This is a genomic window from Flavobacterium profundi, from assembly GCF_006491645.1.
Classification (GTDB): domain Bacteria; phylum Bacteroidota; class Bacteroidia; order Flavobacteriales; family Flavobacteriaceae; genus Flavobacterium; species Flavobacterium profundi.
This window is the reverse complement of the sequence record NZ_VDCZ01000013.1, coordinates 38,038-54,499: the sequence shown is the minus strand read 5'-3', so window position 1 is coordinate 54,499 and position 16,462 is coordinate 38,038. Positions and strand designations below refer to the sequence as shown.

The window sequence follows — 16,462 nt, the reverse complement described above, 5'->3', positions numbered from 1 at the left end:
TTAGTATTAAAAAAATATGAAAATGAAAAAAGTAGCCCTATTTTTAATACTACTTGGTTTAAGCCAATTGCAAGCACAAGAGCTTACAATTCCGCAACAAACACAGTACTTAGCCGACAACCCTTTTTCTTTATCTCCTACTTTTGCTGGTATTGGTGATAATGCTAGAATTAGATTGAATGGTTTAACCCAGTGGGTTGGAATTAAAGATTCTCCTATTAATCAATCACTTGCAGCTGATTTTCGAATCGCTGATCGTTCTGGTGTAGGTCTTTTTGCATATAATGATAAAAATGGAAATACGAGGCAATATGGTGCTAAATTCTCTTTTGCACAGCACTTAATTTTAGATTATGATTCTGAGCAATACTTGTCTTTAGGGGTGTCTTTTAATTTAAATCACTTTAGAATTGATATTGAAAACTTTAGCAATCAATTAGACCCAGCCATTAATGGTGATAGAGCCACACAGAATTATAACTTTGATATTGGTTTCTTGTACCGTTACAAAGATTTCTTTATTAGCTACAATGCGTCTAATATTTTGGACAAAAACATACGAGATATTAATTTCTTAGAACCTGATTTATTATTAAATCATCAAGTATACTTTGGTGGTAAATTGAGAAGAAGTGGATCTACTTTTGAAATTGAACCTTCCGCTTTAGTTCAATATTATCAAAGTGATGGTCGTTCTACTACTGACTTAAACATTAAATTCAAAAAGCATTTTTATGAAGATTATTTTTGGATTGGTGCTACTGCTAGATTCTTAAATGAACAATCTTTAACTCCTGTAACAGTCGGACCAGTAATTGGTGGAAGAAAAAGTAACTTTTATTTTGGTTATTCTTACCAAATTAATACAAATGAATTGCTATCCTATAATTCAGGTACGCACATGATCACAATTGGTTTCGACTTTTTACAAAGTCTAAGTAATTGTCCTTGTACGCAAAATAGAATTGTATATTAAAAATAAACTCTTACTTTTGAAGTTTACTATAGTCTTTTTTTAGATTATAGTAAACTTTAATTATTTAAATAAAACATCTATTTACTTCATGAAAACACTACACGATTTTAACTTTAATAATCAAAAAGCTATTATAAGAGTTGATTTTAATGTTCCTTTAGACGAACATTTTAAAGTAACTGATACCACTCGTATTGAAGCGGCTAAACCAACAATCGATAAAATCATTGCAGATGGTGGAAGTGTTATTCTAATGAGTCACCTTGGAAGACCAAAAGGCTTTGAAGAACAATACTCTTTAAAACATATTGTAGAAGCAGTCGAAAAAGTACTTCAAAAGAAAATAAAATTTGTTTCTGATTGTATCGGTTCAGCTGTTGAACAAGAAGTTGCAAATTTAGCTTCAGGCGAAATTTTACTGTTGGAAAATTTACGTTTTTATAGTGAAGAAGAAAAAGGAGATGTTGCATTTGCTGAAAAATTAGCTAACTTTGGAGATATTTATGTAAATGATGCTTTTGGAACAGCTCACAGAGCTCATGCATCAACTACTATTATTGCTCAATTTTTTCCTAATAAAAAATGTTTTGGTTTCTTATTAGCAAAAGAAATTGAAAGCATTAATAAAGTGCTTACTAATTCTGAGAAGCCTGTTACAGCAATTCTTGGTGGAAGTAAAGTTTCTTCAAAAATTACTGTTATTGAGAATATCTTGGATAAAGTGAATCATATGATAATTGGTGGAGGAATGACATTTACATTTGTAAAGGCTTTAGGAGGTCAAATAGGCAATTCTATTTGTGAAGATGATAAATTAGATTTAGCCATTGAAATATTAAAACAAGCGAAAGAAAAGGGTGTTCAAATACATTTACCTGTAGATGTTGTTGCAGCTGATGCATTTTCTAATGACGCCAATACTCAAGTTGTTGATGTAAAGCAAATTCCTGATGGATGGCAAGGTTTGGATGCAGGTCCAAAATCACTTGCTATATTTGATAGAATTTTAAACGATTCAAAAACAATTTTATGGAATGGACCTTTAGGTGTTTTTGAAATGGATACCTTTTCTAAAGGTACTATAGCTTTGGGTGAATCCATTGCAGAAGCTACTAAAAATGGAGCATTTTCATTAGTTGGTGGAGGTGACAGCGTGGCAGCGGTTAAACAGTTTGGTTTAGAACCCAAAATGAGTTATGTATCAACTGGCGGTGGTGCCATGTTGGAAATGTTAGAAGGTAGAGTATTACCAGGTATTGCAGCGATTTTAGAAGATTAAAAATAAAATAATAAGTAATTATTAGTTATAGTAAATAAGCCCCTAATTAAACTAAAACTAAAATGATGAATAAAAAATTATATACAAGTATTTTATCTTTATTAGCAAGTGTTTCATTTGCTCAAGATTTAAAAAAAGAAAATGTTGATGTTGCGGTCTTGAAAATGGCCTATCTAGATTCAATTAAAACCACTTTTACCAATCATAATACTAGCAATTGTATTGATGAACGATGGTTAGCTGAATTGTCTAATGAAGAAATTTTTGAAGACATGTATACTGATGTCACAGAAATAGATATCGATTCAACCGTTGCTTTCGATTTATCTACAGATGTCTTAAAAAAGCGTTTAAAAAGACTAGATGATAAATCCCCTTTTATCATTGAATATAATCCTGCATTGGAGAATGTGATTAAAACATTTTTGAAAAAAAGACAAGGTGCCTACGAACGTTTAATGGCTATTTCAGAATATTATTTTCCAATGTTTGAAGAGCATTTAGCCAAATATGATGTGCCTCTTGAAATCAAATATTTGGCAATAGTGGAATCTGCATTAAACCCTAAAGCAAAATCTCGTGTAGGTGCAACCGGTTTATGGCAATTTATGTATCCAACTGGTAAACAATTCGACCTTGAAGTTAATTCATTTGTAGATGAACGTTATGACCCTCTTAAAGCAACTGAAGCAGCCTGTCAATATTTATCTAGTTTATATCGCATTTTTGGTGATTGGAGTATGGTTTTAGCTTCTTATAATGCGGGCCCTGGTAATGTTTCTAAAGCGATACGTCGTTCAGGAGGTAGTCAAAACTATTGGAACATACGAAAGAATTTACCAAGAGAAACTGCTAATTATGTTCCTGCTTTTTTAGCTACAATGTATATTTATGAATATCATAAAGAACATAAATTCAAACCTCAAAAAGCTCCATTAACATATTTTGAAACAGACACCATTATGGTGAAACGTAGAATTTCATTTGAACAAATTTCTGAAATTTTAGATGTACCTATTGAACAAATTGCTTTCTTAAATCCGATTTATAAATTGGATATTATACCTTATCAAGATGATAAAGCCCATTATCTTCGTTTACCAAAAAACAAATTAGGTTTATTTGTTTCAAATGAAGAAAAAGTATATGCCTATGTGGATTATTTAGATTCTTTTAAAGAGAAAACAATTTTGCCTAATATGTCTGAGGGAGCTTTAGTCAGTACTACTAAATACCATAAAATTAGAAGTGGAGAAAGCTTAGGTTCAATTGCTAATAAATACAACGTAACCATTACACAATTAAAAAATTGGAATAATTTAAGAGGAAATTCGATACAAGCTGGAAAAAATTTAAAAATATTTTCTACTGAAAGAGTGTCTACAAATAGTTATTCAAACACTAGTAATAACGCTAGTAATCAGGTATATAAGGTTAAAAAAGGAGACTCGTTGTACTCTATCGCAAAAAAATTTCCGGGAATTTCTGCTGAAGATATAAAAAAATGGAACGGTATTAGTGGTAATAATATTAGACCAGGTATGAAACTCAATATTAACGGATAAATAACCGCTTGTATGAAAAAATTAGGGATTGCTTTTTTAAGTTTAATTTTATTATCGTCTTGTAAAGATAACGAGGCTGAAAAAAATGCTGTTTTAACAGAATCAAATGGTAAAATAAATAATGTTTCCATTATCATTGATGAAAATCTTTGGAATGGAGAAATTGGTGATAGTATCCGAAAGAAATTTGCTGCTCCAGTTGATGGTTTACAAAACGAAGAGCCATTATTTACCTTAAATCAGTATCCCACTAAAATATTTGAAGGGTTTGTTAGAAATTCAAGAAATATTATAGTGGTTGAAAAAAGCAATCAAAGTGGTTTTAGTGCGAAGAAAGATGAATTTGCTAAACCCCAACAAGTTTTTTATATCGTTGGAAAAAATAAAGATGAAATCTTAGCTACTTTAGAAAAGAAAGCGAATGAAATAATTCAAAAAATTAAAGAAGGTGAAATTGTTGAAAATCAAATCCGATTAAATAAAGCGGCTATTACAGATCAAAAAGTTAGAGATCGTTTTGGTGTGGCTTTGACCATTGGACATGGTTATAAATATGATATGGTTAAAGATAATTTTTTATGGATTAGAAAAGAATTTAGTACAGGCTATAATAGTATTTTAGTTTATGAAATGCCAATCAATATTATTGAAAACGATTCTAATGTAGTTAATAATATTGTAAAAATGCGTGACTCCATAGGAAAGCAATTTATACACGGTACTCTTGACAACACTTGGATGGTAACGGAAGAAGCCTATGCACCTAACTTCTTCAATATTACACTTACTGGAAGAGACACGTATGAAACCAAAGGGAATTGGTATCTTAAAAATGATTTCATGGGTGGACCATTTATCAATTATGCTATTAAAGACCCTAAAAACAACCGTTTCTTAGTTTTAGAAGGCTTTACTTATAATCCATCTAAATCCAAGCGTGATTTGGTTTTCGAATTAGAAGCTATTATAAAATCAGTTAAATTTTTAAAATAAATAACTTAATTTTGTCAGCATAATATAAATCTCATTCAACCTAGGTTAATGAGATTTTTCTTTTAAAAAACATGAACTCAACCATTCAATTTAAAATTAAGCGTTTTAACGAACTTTCTCTACAAGAATTATATAATTTACTACAACTACGTTCAGAAGTCTTTGTAGTGGAGCAAAACTGCGTTTATCAAGACATAGATGGTAAAGATTCCAAAGCCATTCATGTAATTGGGTTTTACAATGATGAAATTGTGGCTTATACGCGTATTTTTGATAAAGGATATTATTTTGATGAAGCCTCTATTGGAAGAGTGGTGGTGAGTCCAAAATACAGAGATAAAAAATGGGGCTATCAATTAATGGAGGTTTCTATTTCAGCTGTAAAAGAGTATTTTAAGGAAACAAAAATCACAATTTCTGCACAGCAATACCTGACTAAATTTTACCAATCATTAGGCTTTATTCAAACGAGTGAAATGTATTTAGAAGATGATATTCCACACATTCAAATGAAACGAGGTTAATTCACTTTGGTTATCACAATTTCTACTCTTCTGTCAAATTGTGGCCCTTTTTTTAAAGGTTGACTATTGCCATAGCCTTTGTGTGTCATGCGTTCTTTTTTAATTTTTTTCTTAAAAAGGTATTCATAGACTACTATAGCTCTATTAATGGAAAGTTCTCTTTTTTTAGAATCGCGATCGATAGCTTCCTTTTGATAATAAGGAATGCAACATACATGACCTTGAATCTCAAATTCAATATTTTTAAATTTATGCAATTGTTTGGCCAACCGATCTAATTCTTTTTTGGCATCTGTGGATAGTTTACTGCTTCCTCTATCAAAAAGTAGTTTTTCTAAGTAGATGCGATCTCCTGCTACAGGTTGTTCAGGAATGCTGCTATAAACACCAGGAATTTTTAGACTTTCAACGGTTACAGGTTTATAATTAATCACAACATCTACTCTTCTGTTTTTGGATCGCACTTCGGGAATGTTCTCTAAAACATCATCATCAATTAGAATGCGACCTTTGCCTTCTATGGTTATGATTATTTTATTCTTAATGCCATTTTCTAATAATTTCGTCTTTACAGTTTGTGCTCTATGGTTAGAAAGTGTAAAATTATAAGCATCTTTTCCTCTGTCATCACAGTAGCCAAAGATTTCAATTGTTTTAATTGTTGTCGTGTCTAGTTTTCGAATAAAATCAAGTAAAGATTGAATTTGAATCTCTTTTAAGTCAAACCTGTCGAATTCAAAGTACAGAGAATGTACTTCCTCTTCTTGCGCGCTTAAATTGGATAGGGTTAGCAGCAAAAGAAGAAGTACCTTTTTTTTCATAGTTACTGTTTTAGAATGCCATGGTATTGATTGAGATCATTAAGGACAGCTTTCGCTTTAGCAATTTCAATATCTTTTTGAGTGTAATACTCATACAAACCCTCTTTGTATTGATAGCGTGTAATTAATTCTTCTTGTAGGAGTTTTTTAAAGTCTTCTTTATTTTTGGTTACTTCCACATCCTGACTTTTTTCTAAAGCTAATTGCATCGCTTTATATTCTGCAGTAATAGCACCATCTATGCTTTCTTTTTTGGCTTTATCTAATAATTCTTTCAAAGCTTTACCAGTTTCACTATCTAAACTGTATTTCTCTTGTTTAATAAACGTTTTAAATGTAGTAAAATCAGCCTCAGAAATAGTAGGAATACCAGTAAGGTTGGGGTTTTTATAATACAAAGTAGTTGCATAGTCAAAAACAGCATCATTTTTCACTAATGCATCAGTAACAGCGCTTTTTTTCGTTTCTTCCACGATGACATCAGGTAGCACACCACCACCATCATAAACAACTCTTCCACCTTTAGTTTTAAAAGCATTAAAGTTGCTTTTATCAATTTTTATGGCTTTACCATTCGCATCTTTATGTGCATAATCCAAAGCTTGAATACATCTTCCAGAAGGGGTGTAATATCTTGAAATGGTTACTTTTACTTGAGTTCCATATGATAAATTTAAAGGACGTTGCACCAAACCTTTTCCAAAACTTCTATTACCAACCACTACAGCACGGTCTAAATCTTGTAAAGCTCCCGAAACAATTTCAGAAGCAGAAGCACTACTTCCATCAATTAAAACAGCTAATGGTATTTCAAGATCTATAGGAGCATTATTGGTTTTATACGTATTGTTGTGCTTCTCATTTTTAGATTTTGTGGTAACTATGGTTTCCCCTTTTGGTACAAATAGATTACAAATATTGACAGCTTCATGTAGTAAACCGCCTGGATTTCCTCTTAAGTCTAAGATGATTTTAGTAGCTCCTTTTGCCTTTAGATCAAGCAGTGCAGCTTTAGTTTCACTACTGGCTTTTTCAGTAAATTTGGAAAGTACAATATAACCTGTTTTATCGTCTAATAAAGAATAAAAAGGAACTGCTTTTACCTCAACTTCATCTAAAACAATTACTGTATTTTGTTTTTTTCCTTGTCTTTCAAAAGTAATGGCTACTTTGGTGTTTTTGGTACCTCTTAATAATTGAGAAGCGTCTTCTTTGTATTCTTTTAAATTGATATCGCCTATTTGCGTAATTTCATCACCTGGTTTTAAACCTGCTTTATCAGCTGGAAAACCTTTATAGATTTCTTTCAAAAAAACGCGACCGTCTTTTCGTTGCACCATGGCACCAATACCCGTATATTCACCAGTATTGTTGATTTTGAATTTTAAAACATCTTGCTCGTTAAAAAAAACCGTATAAGGATCCAAATCGGCCAACATGTTTTTTATAGCTATATCCATCAATTCGCCAGGATTGGTTTCATCTACATAATTTTGATTTACTGTTTTGAATGCTTCTGTAAATATTTCAATTTGTTTGGCAATTTCAAAAAAATCATTTTTAAAACTTGCGGCAGTTACTAATAAACCAATACTTAAAACAGTTAGAATATATTTTTTTGCTAAAAATCGTTTCATTATAATTTCTTTTTATTTCTAATTTTTCTTCGTACGAAAATGAAAACTACTACGAAAATAAGGATAAATGGCCAAATTTGTAGCAATCCAAGAAAGAAACTTGACAAACCATTAAAACCAGATGTAATAGCATTCCACATTTTACTTCCATAGGAAACTCTAGTTCCTGTTCCTTCTGCTTTTTCAGTATACATTTCAATTGAAATAGTACTCATAGCAACACGATTTTCCAAATAGTGTAGTCTTCCTTCTGCAACTTCTATTTCTTCCCTTATTTTGGATAATTCTTTTTCAATTTCTAAAATTTCACTCACTTTTGTCGCTTTTTTCACAATCTCTAAATAGCGACTTTCTAAGTTACGTTTCGCTTTCAAACGAGCGGTAACATCTACAAATTCTTCAGTAACATCTTGTGCTGCAATTTCCTTAACATCGAAATGCGTTACTCCTTTACTAATTTCCGTAATAAAAGCATCAAAATGCGTATTTGGAATGCGAATTGTTACATTGCGATAGTAAGAACCATAATCTGTTCCGGAATTATCGTTTTGTATATAGGCTTTGTAAATTTTTGCTACTTTGGAAAGGGTTTCAAAGCTTGTTTTTAAATCTTGAGTTGGATAGCGTAAACGAGCCGTTTTAATGATTTTTAAATCATGTGTCATTAACTTGTTAATACTTTCTTCTCTTACTGGTTCAGATAAATTGGAAATGTTAGAAAAGGATGAGGTGTTTTCAGCTACATCCACTTCTGTAAAATTTTCTTTACAAGAAATAAAAAGCAAACACATAAAAAAACGCAAACAAAAAGTTTTCATAAGCAAAAAGAATTAGTTTGAATAACAATTAAAGATAAGATTAAATATGCTACAAAAACTTAGCCAAAAGACTTATTTTTTTATCTCAGCAATAAACTTTTCAAACAAAAGTATCGTTTTTTGATGAATTTCAGAATAAGGTAAACGGTCTTTGGTTTGATAAAAAAACATAATCGCGTAGTTTTTTTCTATGTTTTCCAATAAAAGCGACTTATTCAATCGATAACATTCTCTTAGAACTCTTTTGTAATAGTTGCGATCAACTGCTTTTTTAAAGTATTTTTTTGACACTGAAACCCCGAATTTTAAAAATTCAGTATCGGATGGATTTTCTACATAAACCAAACGCAAGGGATATTTCGATACCGATTTTCCCTCTGAAAAGAGTAAATCGATAGTGGTTTTGCTTTTAAGCTTTTCGTTTTTTGGGTAACTAAAATCCATATTTTTTAAAAAGGGTGTAAAGATAAGTAAGAAAAACAAAAGTGCATACATTATGCACTTTTGTTTTGGTTTTGTAATTAAATGTAATTCTAGTGATATAGAATATATTCGAAAAATTGATTATTTGTATTTAACTAGTTTTTTTGCAATTTCATTTAATGTTTTTCGGTTTTGATCTATAAAATACAAACCTGCTTGTATGAGTTCGTAAATGTTTTTTTTCGAGGTGTCATCCATTTCTGGTGAAGCATTTCGTAATTGAGGCATTAATCGATAATAATTCCTTTTGTTTCTTGGACCAAGTGATTCATACATTTTAGACAAATGATAATTTACAGTCTCCGCATTGGCAGATAATAAAATATCAATTAAAGGGGATATCCATTTGATTTTACCTGCATTTTCAAATTTTTCAAAGGTGTAGGGCTTTAAAACTTCTCCAGTTCCGATAGATACAATTATCATGTCATTAATGTCTGGATAATCAATTTTTTGAGTGTCATGCAATACCTTAGAAAAAGGAATTTTTCTGGCTTCAGCATAGGCACACATCGCTGGATTATTCGCATACACACCACCATCAATTAAGGTAAATTCTTGATCGTAAAGCGATTTAATTTTGGCAGGCTCAAAATAAGTTGGTGCTGCACTAGTTGCTCTACAAACATCTCTTACATAAAAATTTTCTAAGGGCGTATAGGCTTCATGACTGCAAAAAAACTTTGATTTTCTTTGATTGATATCATAGGTTGTAATCAAGCAAGGTTTTATCAATTCGTTTAATTTTAAATCTCCAAATACCTCTTTTAATTGACGTTCTAAATTGCGTTGTGAAATCTTTTCATTAAATAAACCAAACGGATTAATAATTTCTTCCCAAAACGAAACATTAAAAATTGAATCTCCTTTTTTTGCATACAAATCTAAGGCTGCTTCTACTGAAAACTTTGCGCTTTTGGTGTTGTCTGGAAATAATAGGATTGCTGTTAATAACCCTCCTGTGCTGCTTCCAGCAACTAAATCAAAATAATCACCAATTTTTGCATTTGGATTGTCAATTCTTTGTAATTGTTCTTGTATGTATTTTAAAACCACAGCTGTAATAATCCCTCTAATTCCACCACCATCTAAACTTAATACTCTGATTTTTTTTGCCATTTTTTTTATTTTATAACTGCTGCTAATACAATATCAAATATTGTTTTTAGGATACTGTTTTTTATATTGTTTAATCTAATTTTCGAAACACCTACAGTTTGTAAAGCTTTTAAGGAAACTAAGTCTTTCTGACTTTTTAACAGCCATTCAAATTCCTCTTTTGTGATGGAATCCTCTGCTAAAAGCTGAACCCAACGTTTTAATTTTTCTTCTGACTCTTTTAGAAATACGGTAATGTCCTTTTGTATTTCTGGTTTAAATTCTTTGTACTTGTTTCCCAATAAGGTTAAAAGTGCTTCCTTTAATTCCTTAATTAATTTTTCAATGTCCATGATGTTTAGGTGTATGTTTGTTATGCTGAAATTAATGCTAATAAATTATCTTTTGAAGTTTTGTCTTTTTTTACTTCATATTCAATTAATAAGTTGAATGCTTCTTCAATTTGCTTTTTAGCTTCTGTAACAAATGCAGGAGATAGAATTTGTTTTTCCTTCCATCGTTTGAAAAAACCAGCAACTAAATTTTTCTCTGAATCGGTCATGATTGACCACATTGAAAAAGTAATTTCGTTATTGGGTTTGTTCTTTTCATATTCTTTTAATTTTTCCATATCTAAAAGAACTTTCTCAACCATTTGTTGATGTTTTTCAAAAGAAGTAGTTGCGTTATCAATAGCCAGTAGCGTTTCTACTTTTAATTCTGTTGTTTTTTGATAGGAATACTGATCGTAAACAGCTGTTTTAATAGCTTGACACCCTTGTAATAGTAACAACGTGAATAGTGCAATTTTAATTTGAAATGTTTTCATGTCTGTGTTTTTTTGTTTGTGATTTATAGTAAGAAATATTTCTTGTATTTGCTTGCTTATAAAATTACATAATCCTTTTTATCTTTTTTTTAAAAAAAGTTAAATGATTAAAATATCCGATTATATAACCTTCTTGATTTTTTTGTTAAGCAGAAATTAATTTATCCAGTATTGCAGCGTTTAAATTAACAATACAAATATAATAGAAAATAATCTAATAAACAAATAAAAAACAAAGAAAATAATCTTAATTTATTAATTTGTTTTAGTTTATACGAGCCTACTATGTTTATCATAGTATCAAATGTTTTAATTGAAAAAAATCATGCACACCTTGCTTTCATAACGGATTAAAAATTTCAAAACAAAGGAATTCTGAGCATAAAAACACTTAATTTTAAATTTAAAGACAATTCTTTTTTAAGAATTTGATTCTTCTTTCTATAACAAAAAGAAATAACAATTTTAATAATTATCGCTCAAAAACGTTCTGTAGTCTTAGAATTCAATTTAAAATGTAAAGCATTCAATAATAAATGTGTTGTAATAATTGAATGTAAAATAAAGGTACTATCAATAATGTAGTCGACTCAAAAAAATGTTTGATAATTATGTGGTCTTGAAAATGAATCTAGATAAAATAGGTTTTAATATATTTTTATCAATAGGTTTGGAAATAAAATCATCGCAGCCGGCTTCAATTGCTTTTTTAATATCTTCTTCAGTTGAGTAAGCAGTTTGAGCAATAACAGGTAATTTAGGGCGAATTTTTTTTATTTTTTGAGTAGCTTCATAACCATCCATAATAGGCATTTTAATATCCATCAACACCAATTCGATTTGTGAGTTTTCTTCGCAAATATCTACTGCTTTTCTTCCATTTTCGGCTCGATGTATCACAAAATTAAATTCAGGCATTTTGGTTAAAACCGTTTTTAAAAATAAAAAATTCACATCGCCATCTTCAGCAATTAAGATGATATGTTTTTCTGGTTTTTCTTTGGGTGGAGTTTGTATTTCAGCAGTTTTAGAATGAGATTTATGTACAGGAATGAAGGGTAATAGTACTGTAAAAGTCGTACCTTGACCTTCAAGAGACTCAAAAGTAATTTTGCCACCTATTAAATCAGCATTTTTTTTAGCAATTGAAAGTCCTAAGCCTAGTCCACCATAATTTTTTGCTATTTCTTTTTCAGATTGTGTAAAAATATTGAAAATAGTTTCTTGATCTCTCTTTTTAATACCAATGCCACTGTCTTTAATGGTAATAATGATAGAATCAGCTTCTACAGTATATTCAATTATAATGGAACCAACTTTGGTAAATTTTATAGCATTATCAATAAGGTTTAAAAGAATCTTAAAAAGTTTGGGTTTATCAATTAATACGTGTTCGGCTTCTTTATCCAATTGGCTTTCCACAACAAAATGAATGTTTTTTTCTTTCGCTTTATGTTGGTATTTTTTGTAAATAGTTTCAAATAAAGCATCTAAATCAATTTCTTCAGGTTTGATGGTGATTTTTTCAGTTTGTAGTTTAGCAATTTCTAAAATATTATCTATACTTACGATAAGTTCCTTGCTATTATTCGCAATAATTTTAGCAAATTCTCGTTGTTCTTCTAGCGTTAAATTTTCTTTTTGCAATAATTCGGAAAAACCAATAATACCGTTCATAGGTGTTCTAATTTCATGAGAGATATTTTGAATAAAATTGGTTTTCAAGCGATCACTTTCTTCTGCTTTTTCTTTCGCAATTCGCAATTGCCGCGTACGTTGTTTAATTTTAAATTTTAAGTAGCGATTTATTAAGATGATAACCAATAGTAAAAACACAATAGAAATGGTTACCCATATCCAGAAATTAGGTTTTTCATAAAAAGGTGTTACGACATTAAAAAGCCAATTGTCTATAATTAATTTTTTTTCTTCATTTGAAATACTATTCAGACTTTTTTTGATGATATTTTGTAAATCAGTATCATTTTTAGCTACTGCAAAACCTGGGCTATAAGAAAATGGTAGTTCAGAAGAGATACCAACATCTTTCAGATTGTTTTTAGTAATCAAATATTTTATGACAGCCTTCGGTCCTACATAAGCATCATATTCTCCAGAATTAACTTTTTGTAAGCATTCCAATTCATCTTTACCAAAACCAATTGTAATATGGGGATATTTTTTTTGAATAATCTCTACTATAGAATATTGATAAGGTAAAATAAGCTTTTGATCTTTACCAAATTGTTTTAAGTTAGTAATAGGTGTAGCGTCTTTTCGCTGAACTATGGCATGTTTGGATTCAAACAAAGGAGGATAAAAGACCAAAAAACTTTCTTTATCTTTTGTTTGTTGAATTTCAAGAATCATGTCCACTTTATGGGTTTTCGCATCAGTCAATACTTTTTCCCAATCTGTATAATACACTCTTTGAAACTTATATTCTATTTTTTGTTCAATTAATTCTAAAAAATCAACATAAATTCCATCCATTTCACCTTGATCATTAGTAAATTGATAGGGTGGATAATAAGGAAAAACAGCTACTTTAATACTGTCGTGATTTGCTAAATATTTTTTTTCTTTTGAAGACAGAAAAGAAGTGTCTGAACAAGAAGTTGCCCATAATAGTAACAAAATTGTTATGAATAAAGAAATGATTTTGAGTAACTTCATATGGGCTTAATTCATACTATAAATATAGGAAGAATTTTAATACAAATTCAATCTTGAACAGCTTATTCCATTAATAAATAGTTATAAAATTGAATTTTGTTAAAAATAACAAAGTAAATTAACACTAACTACAGAAATAATATAATTGGATTAGGTGTTCCTGCAGGTAATTTAGTCATAGAAAAAGTATAATAGGTTAAGATTAAAAACAGTAAAAATATTTTGTACCTTTAGTAGAATTATTTAATAATGATGTAATGCAAAAAATTAAAAAAGAAGATTTAAATCAAGCGATTTTTGATTTGTATGATGCGTATGCACATAATAAATTGGAACGAAGACAGTTTATCGAAAAGTTATCTGTTTTTGCCGTTGGAGGTTTAACCTTACCTACACTTTTAAGTTTTATGATGCCGAATTATAAAGATAATTTACTCATAAACCCTAATGATCCAAAGTTAGATTCTCAATACATAACGTATGCTTCACCTAAAGGTGGTGGAAAGATTAAAGGGTTGCTTTCAAAACCGATAAAAAGCAAAGGTAAGTTACCAGGAATAATAGTAGTTCATGAAAATAGAGGTTTAAATCCTTATATTGAAGATGTTGGACGAAGAGTTGCTTTAGAAGGATTTATTTCTTTGGCTCCAGACGCCTTATCTCCCTTAGGCGGTTACCCTGGAAATGATGATGAAGGAAGAGAGCTGCAAAAGAAGAGGACAAGACAAGAAATGTTAGAAGACTTTATTGCGGCTCATGACTACCTAAAAAACCATGAAGGATGTACGGGCAAAATAGGTGTTGTAGGGTTTTGTTTTGGAGGGTGGGTTTCCAATGCAATGGCAGTAAGAATTCCAGAGTTATTGGCAGCTGTTCCTTTTTATGGAGGACAACCTCAGGAAAGTGAAGTTCCTCAAATTAATGCCAGTTTACTAATCCATTATGCGGGTTTGGATGAAAGAGTGAATGCAGGATGGCCTGCTTATGAAAAGGCACTACTTGAAAATAAAAAAACATTTGAAGCCCATTTTTATTCTGATGTAAATCATGGTTTTCATAACAATACCACACCAAGATATGATGAAAAAGCTGCTACATTGGCTTGGGAAAGAACACTCTCTTTTTTTAAAGAAAAACTAAGCTAATATTATCTGTTTTCTTGCTTTAAAAGATTGGTATTTTTCTTGATTATTTTAATTATAATAATAGCAACTGTTAATACAATTAGACTGTAGGTCAAAAAGTAATTCGGGTGAGGAGCATTTTTAGTTACAACACCTAGGTAATCAAACACAAAAAAGATAAGAAATAATAAAAAAAGACCCGTTATTTCTTTTCTCACCACTTTTTTCCAACTAAATGACAAGTGTGGTTTTTGATAGTTTTTAAAATCAGGAACAAAAGCTGGAACTTTTTCCGACCATGCTAAGTACGTTTCTCCAAATTTACTGCGTAAGAATTTTTCTTCTGAGAACATAATTCTTTCGTAATAAACCCAATATATGAAGGTAAAAGCGACTACAAACCAAAAATTACCTGGGAGCATGGCAAGACCCAACCACATAAAATAATTTCCTAAATATAAAGGGTGTCGCACCAAAGAATACATTCCTGTCGTATTCAAGCTATCGGCTACTTGTTTTTCAACCGTTCTTCCAGAAGTGTTTTTTGGAACAAAACCAATTACACAAATTCGAATGAATAACCCTAGCAAACTCACTACTAAGCAAAACATCTCATAATACATTTCATAAGGTGTATTTTTTAATGGAAAAACCTCTGGATGCAATTCTGTTTGTAGAAAAAGCAAGGCTCCTATTACTAAAATAATAACCGGTAACACGCCTCTATATCTAAATAACCAGATGCCTTGTTTTGCAAATTCTTCTTGTAATGCCATGATGTTTTTTATAGGTGTCCAAAGATAAAAATATATTTGATATTAATAATAATAGAAAAAAGCAGTATTTTTCCTAAAAATAAACAAACATGTCACAACAAATACCACAAGCGAAAACAATTGATGAGGTTATTCTGCATTTAAATATAATTATAGATGCTGCTTTGAACGAGAAAAGTACAATGGGCTACTTTGCTGTTTTGTATTGTAAAGTAACGGAAAAAGTAAAAGAAGGGATTGCCAATGGGATGTTTCAAAATGGTCCCAGAATGGAACAACTCGATGTTATCTTTGCAAACCGTTACATTGCAGCTTATTATGAGTATAAATGGGGATTGAAACCTTCAACTTCTTGGCAAGTAGCATTTGAATATGCCACTGATTTTTGGATAGTGTTGCTACAACATTTATTATTAGGCATGAATGCACATATTAACTTAGATTTAAGTATTGCGGCAGCACAAGTAGCACCAGGTGACGAAATACAGGATTTAGAAGCCGATTTTAATATGATAAATCACATTTTATCATCTTTGGTAGGAAATGTAGAAACCGCACTTTCTGATGTGTGGCCTTTTCTAAAATGGATTTTAAAAAAGACACGAAATGTAGACACATTTTTAATTGATTTTAGTATGCAGGAAGCGAGAAATGGAGCTTGGAAATTTGCAGTTCAACTCGCACCATTAGACAACTCTCAATTACATGAACAAATTTTAATTAGGGATCAAAAAATTACTAAAATAGCAGATTTAATTACCAATGCTGGTTTTATTCCTTCCTTAGTCTTTAAAGTGTTACGTTTGTTTGAAGTAGGATCCATCAAAAGTAAAATTGATAAATTAAGAAGTGTGATATAAAAT

At 30.5% G+C, this 16,462-nt stretch carries 16 protein-coding genes; 7 read left to right on the top strand and 9 right to left on the bottom strand.

What is annotated here, in order from left to right; all coding sequences use genetic code 11:
* Positions 1-22: 22 nt before the first annotated feature.
* From FHG05_RS15355 to FHG05_RS15335, 5 genes are all read left to right on the top strand, one after another.
* Entirely contained in the window at positions 23-976 is a 954-nt protein-coding gene (locus FHG05_RS15355) for a PorP/SprF family type IX secretion system membrane protein (protein WP_140998991.1), read from the top strand.
* An 88-nt stretch (positions 977-1,064) separates the two neighbouring features.
* Positions 1,065-2,255 (top strand): phosphoglycerate kinase, encoded by a 1,191-nt coding sequence (locus tag FHG05_RS15350; protein ID WP_140998990.1) that lies wholly within the window; start codon positions 1,065-1,067, stop codon positions 2,253-2,255.
* 62 nt (positions 2,256-2,317) lie between these two features.
* Positions 2,318-3,820 carry a lytic transglycosylase domain-containing protein gene (locus tag FHG05_RS15345; RefSeq protein ID WP_317130151.1) on the top strand — a complete coding sequence of 501 codons (1,503 nt, stop codon included), beginning with the start codon at positions 2,318-2,320 and terminating at the stop codon, positions 3,818-3,820.
* Positions 3,821-3,832: 12 nt separating this feature from the next.
* The gene (locus tag FHG05_RS15340) at positions 3,833-4,813 is read left to right on the top strand and encodes a DUF4837 family protein (protein WP_140998989.1); all 981 of its coding nucleotides are present in this window, start codon (positions 3,833-3,835) and stop codon (positions 4,811-4,813) included.
* A gap of 71 nt (positions 4,814-4,884) precedes the next feature.
* A complete protein-coding gene (locus FHG05_RS15335; RefSeq protein ID WP_140998988.1) occupies positions 4,885-5,337 on the top strand; it encodes a GNAT family N-acetyltransferase in 453 nt (150 codons plus the stop codon).
* On the opposite strand, the gene FHG05_RS15330 is transcribed toward FHG05_RS15335, so the two are convergent.
* From FHG05_RS15330 to FHG05_RS15295, 8 genes are all read right to left on the bottom strand, one after another.
* On the bottom strand, positions 5,334-6,158 hold the full coding sequence (locus FHG05_RS15330) for an OmpA family protein (protein WP_140998987.1): 825 nt from the start codon (positions 6,156-6,158) through the stop codon (positions 5,334-5,336). The genes FHG05_RS15335 and FHG05_RS15330 overlap by 4 nt on opposite strands.
* A 2-nt stretch (positions 6,159-6,160) precedes the next feature.
* The gene (locus tag FHG05_RS15325) at positions 6,161-7,795 is read right to left on the bottom strand and encodes a S41 family peptidase (protein ID WP_140998986.1); all 1,635 of its coding nucleotides are present in this window, start codon (positions 7,793-7,795) and stop codon (positions 6,161-6,163) included.
* Positions 7,795-8,613, bottom strand: a complete 819-nt coding sequence (locus FHG05_RS15320; RefSeq protein WP_140998985.1) for a DUF4349 domain-containing protein — start codon at positions 8,611-8,613, stop codon at positions 7,795-7,797. Before FHG05_RS15320 ends, FHG05_RS15325 begins: the two co-directional genes overlap by 1 nt.
* A 72-nt stretch (positions 8,614-8,685) precedes the next feature.
* Positions 8,686-9,057 (bottom strand): ribonuclease P protein component, encoded by a 372-nt coding sequence (rnpA, locus tag FHG05_RS15315; protein WP_140998984.1) that lies wholly within the window; start codon positions 9,055-9,057, stop codon positions 8,686-8,688.
* 120 nt (positions 9,058-9,177) lie between these two features.
* Complete coding sequence (locus FHG05_RS15310) at positions 9,178-10,215, bottom strand: patatin-like phospholipase family protein (protein WP_140998983.1); 1,038 nt, start codon at positions 10,213-10,215, stop codon at positions 9,178-9,180.
* A gap of 5 nt (positions 10,216-10,220) precedes the next feature.
* On the bottom strand, positions 10,221-10,547 hold the full coding sequence (locus FHG05_RS15305) for a hypothetical protein (RefSeq protein WP_140998982.1): 327 nt from the start codon (positions 10,545-10,547) through the stop codon (positions 10,221-10,223).
* Positions 10,548-10,567: 20 nt separating this feature from the next.
* Complete coding sequence (locus tag FHG05_RS15300) at positions 10,568-11,023, bottom strand: hypothetical protein (RefSeq protein ID WP_140998981.1); 456 nt, start codon at positions 11,021-11,023, stop codon at positions 10,568-10,570.
* 609 nt (positions 11,024-11,632) lie between these two features.
* Complete coding sequence (locus FHG05_RS15295) at positions 11,633-13,699, bottom strand: ATP-binding protein (protein WP_140998980.1); 2,067 nt, start codon at positions 13,697-13,699, stop codon at positions 11,633-11,635.
* A gap of 257 nt (positions 13,700-13,956) precedes the next feature.
* On the opposite strand from FHG05_RS15295, the gene FHG05_RS15290 reads away from it, so the two are divergent.
* Positions 13,957-14,844 (top strand): dienelactone hydrolase family protein, encoded by an 888-nt coding sequence (locus tag FHG05_RS15290; protein WP_140998979.1) that lies wholly within the window; start codon positions 13,957-13,959, stop codon positions 14,842-14,844.
* Between the two features lie 2 nt (positions 14,845-14,846).
* On the opposite strand, the gene FHG05_RS15285 is transcribed toward FHG05_RS15290, so the two are convergent.
* The gene (locus FHG05_RS15285; protein ID WP_140998978.1) at positions 14,847-15,599 is read right to left on the bottom strand and encodes a methyltransferase family protein; all 753 of its coding nucleotides are present in this window, start codon (positions 15,597-15,599) and stop codon (positions 14,847-14,849) included.
* 89 nt (positions 15,600-15,688) lie between these two features.
* Between FHG05_RS15285 and FHG05_RS15280 the strand changes: the two genes are divergently transcribed.
* Positions 15,689-16,459, top strand: coding sequence for a DUF5995 family protein (locus FHG05_RS15280; protein ID WP_140998977.1), 771 nt, complete (start codon positions 15,689-15,691; stop codon positions 16,457-16,459).
* Positions 16,460-16,462: the final 3 nt, after the last annotated feature.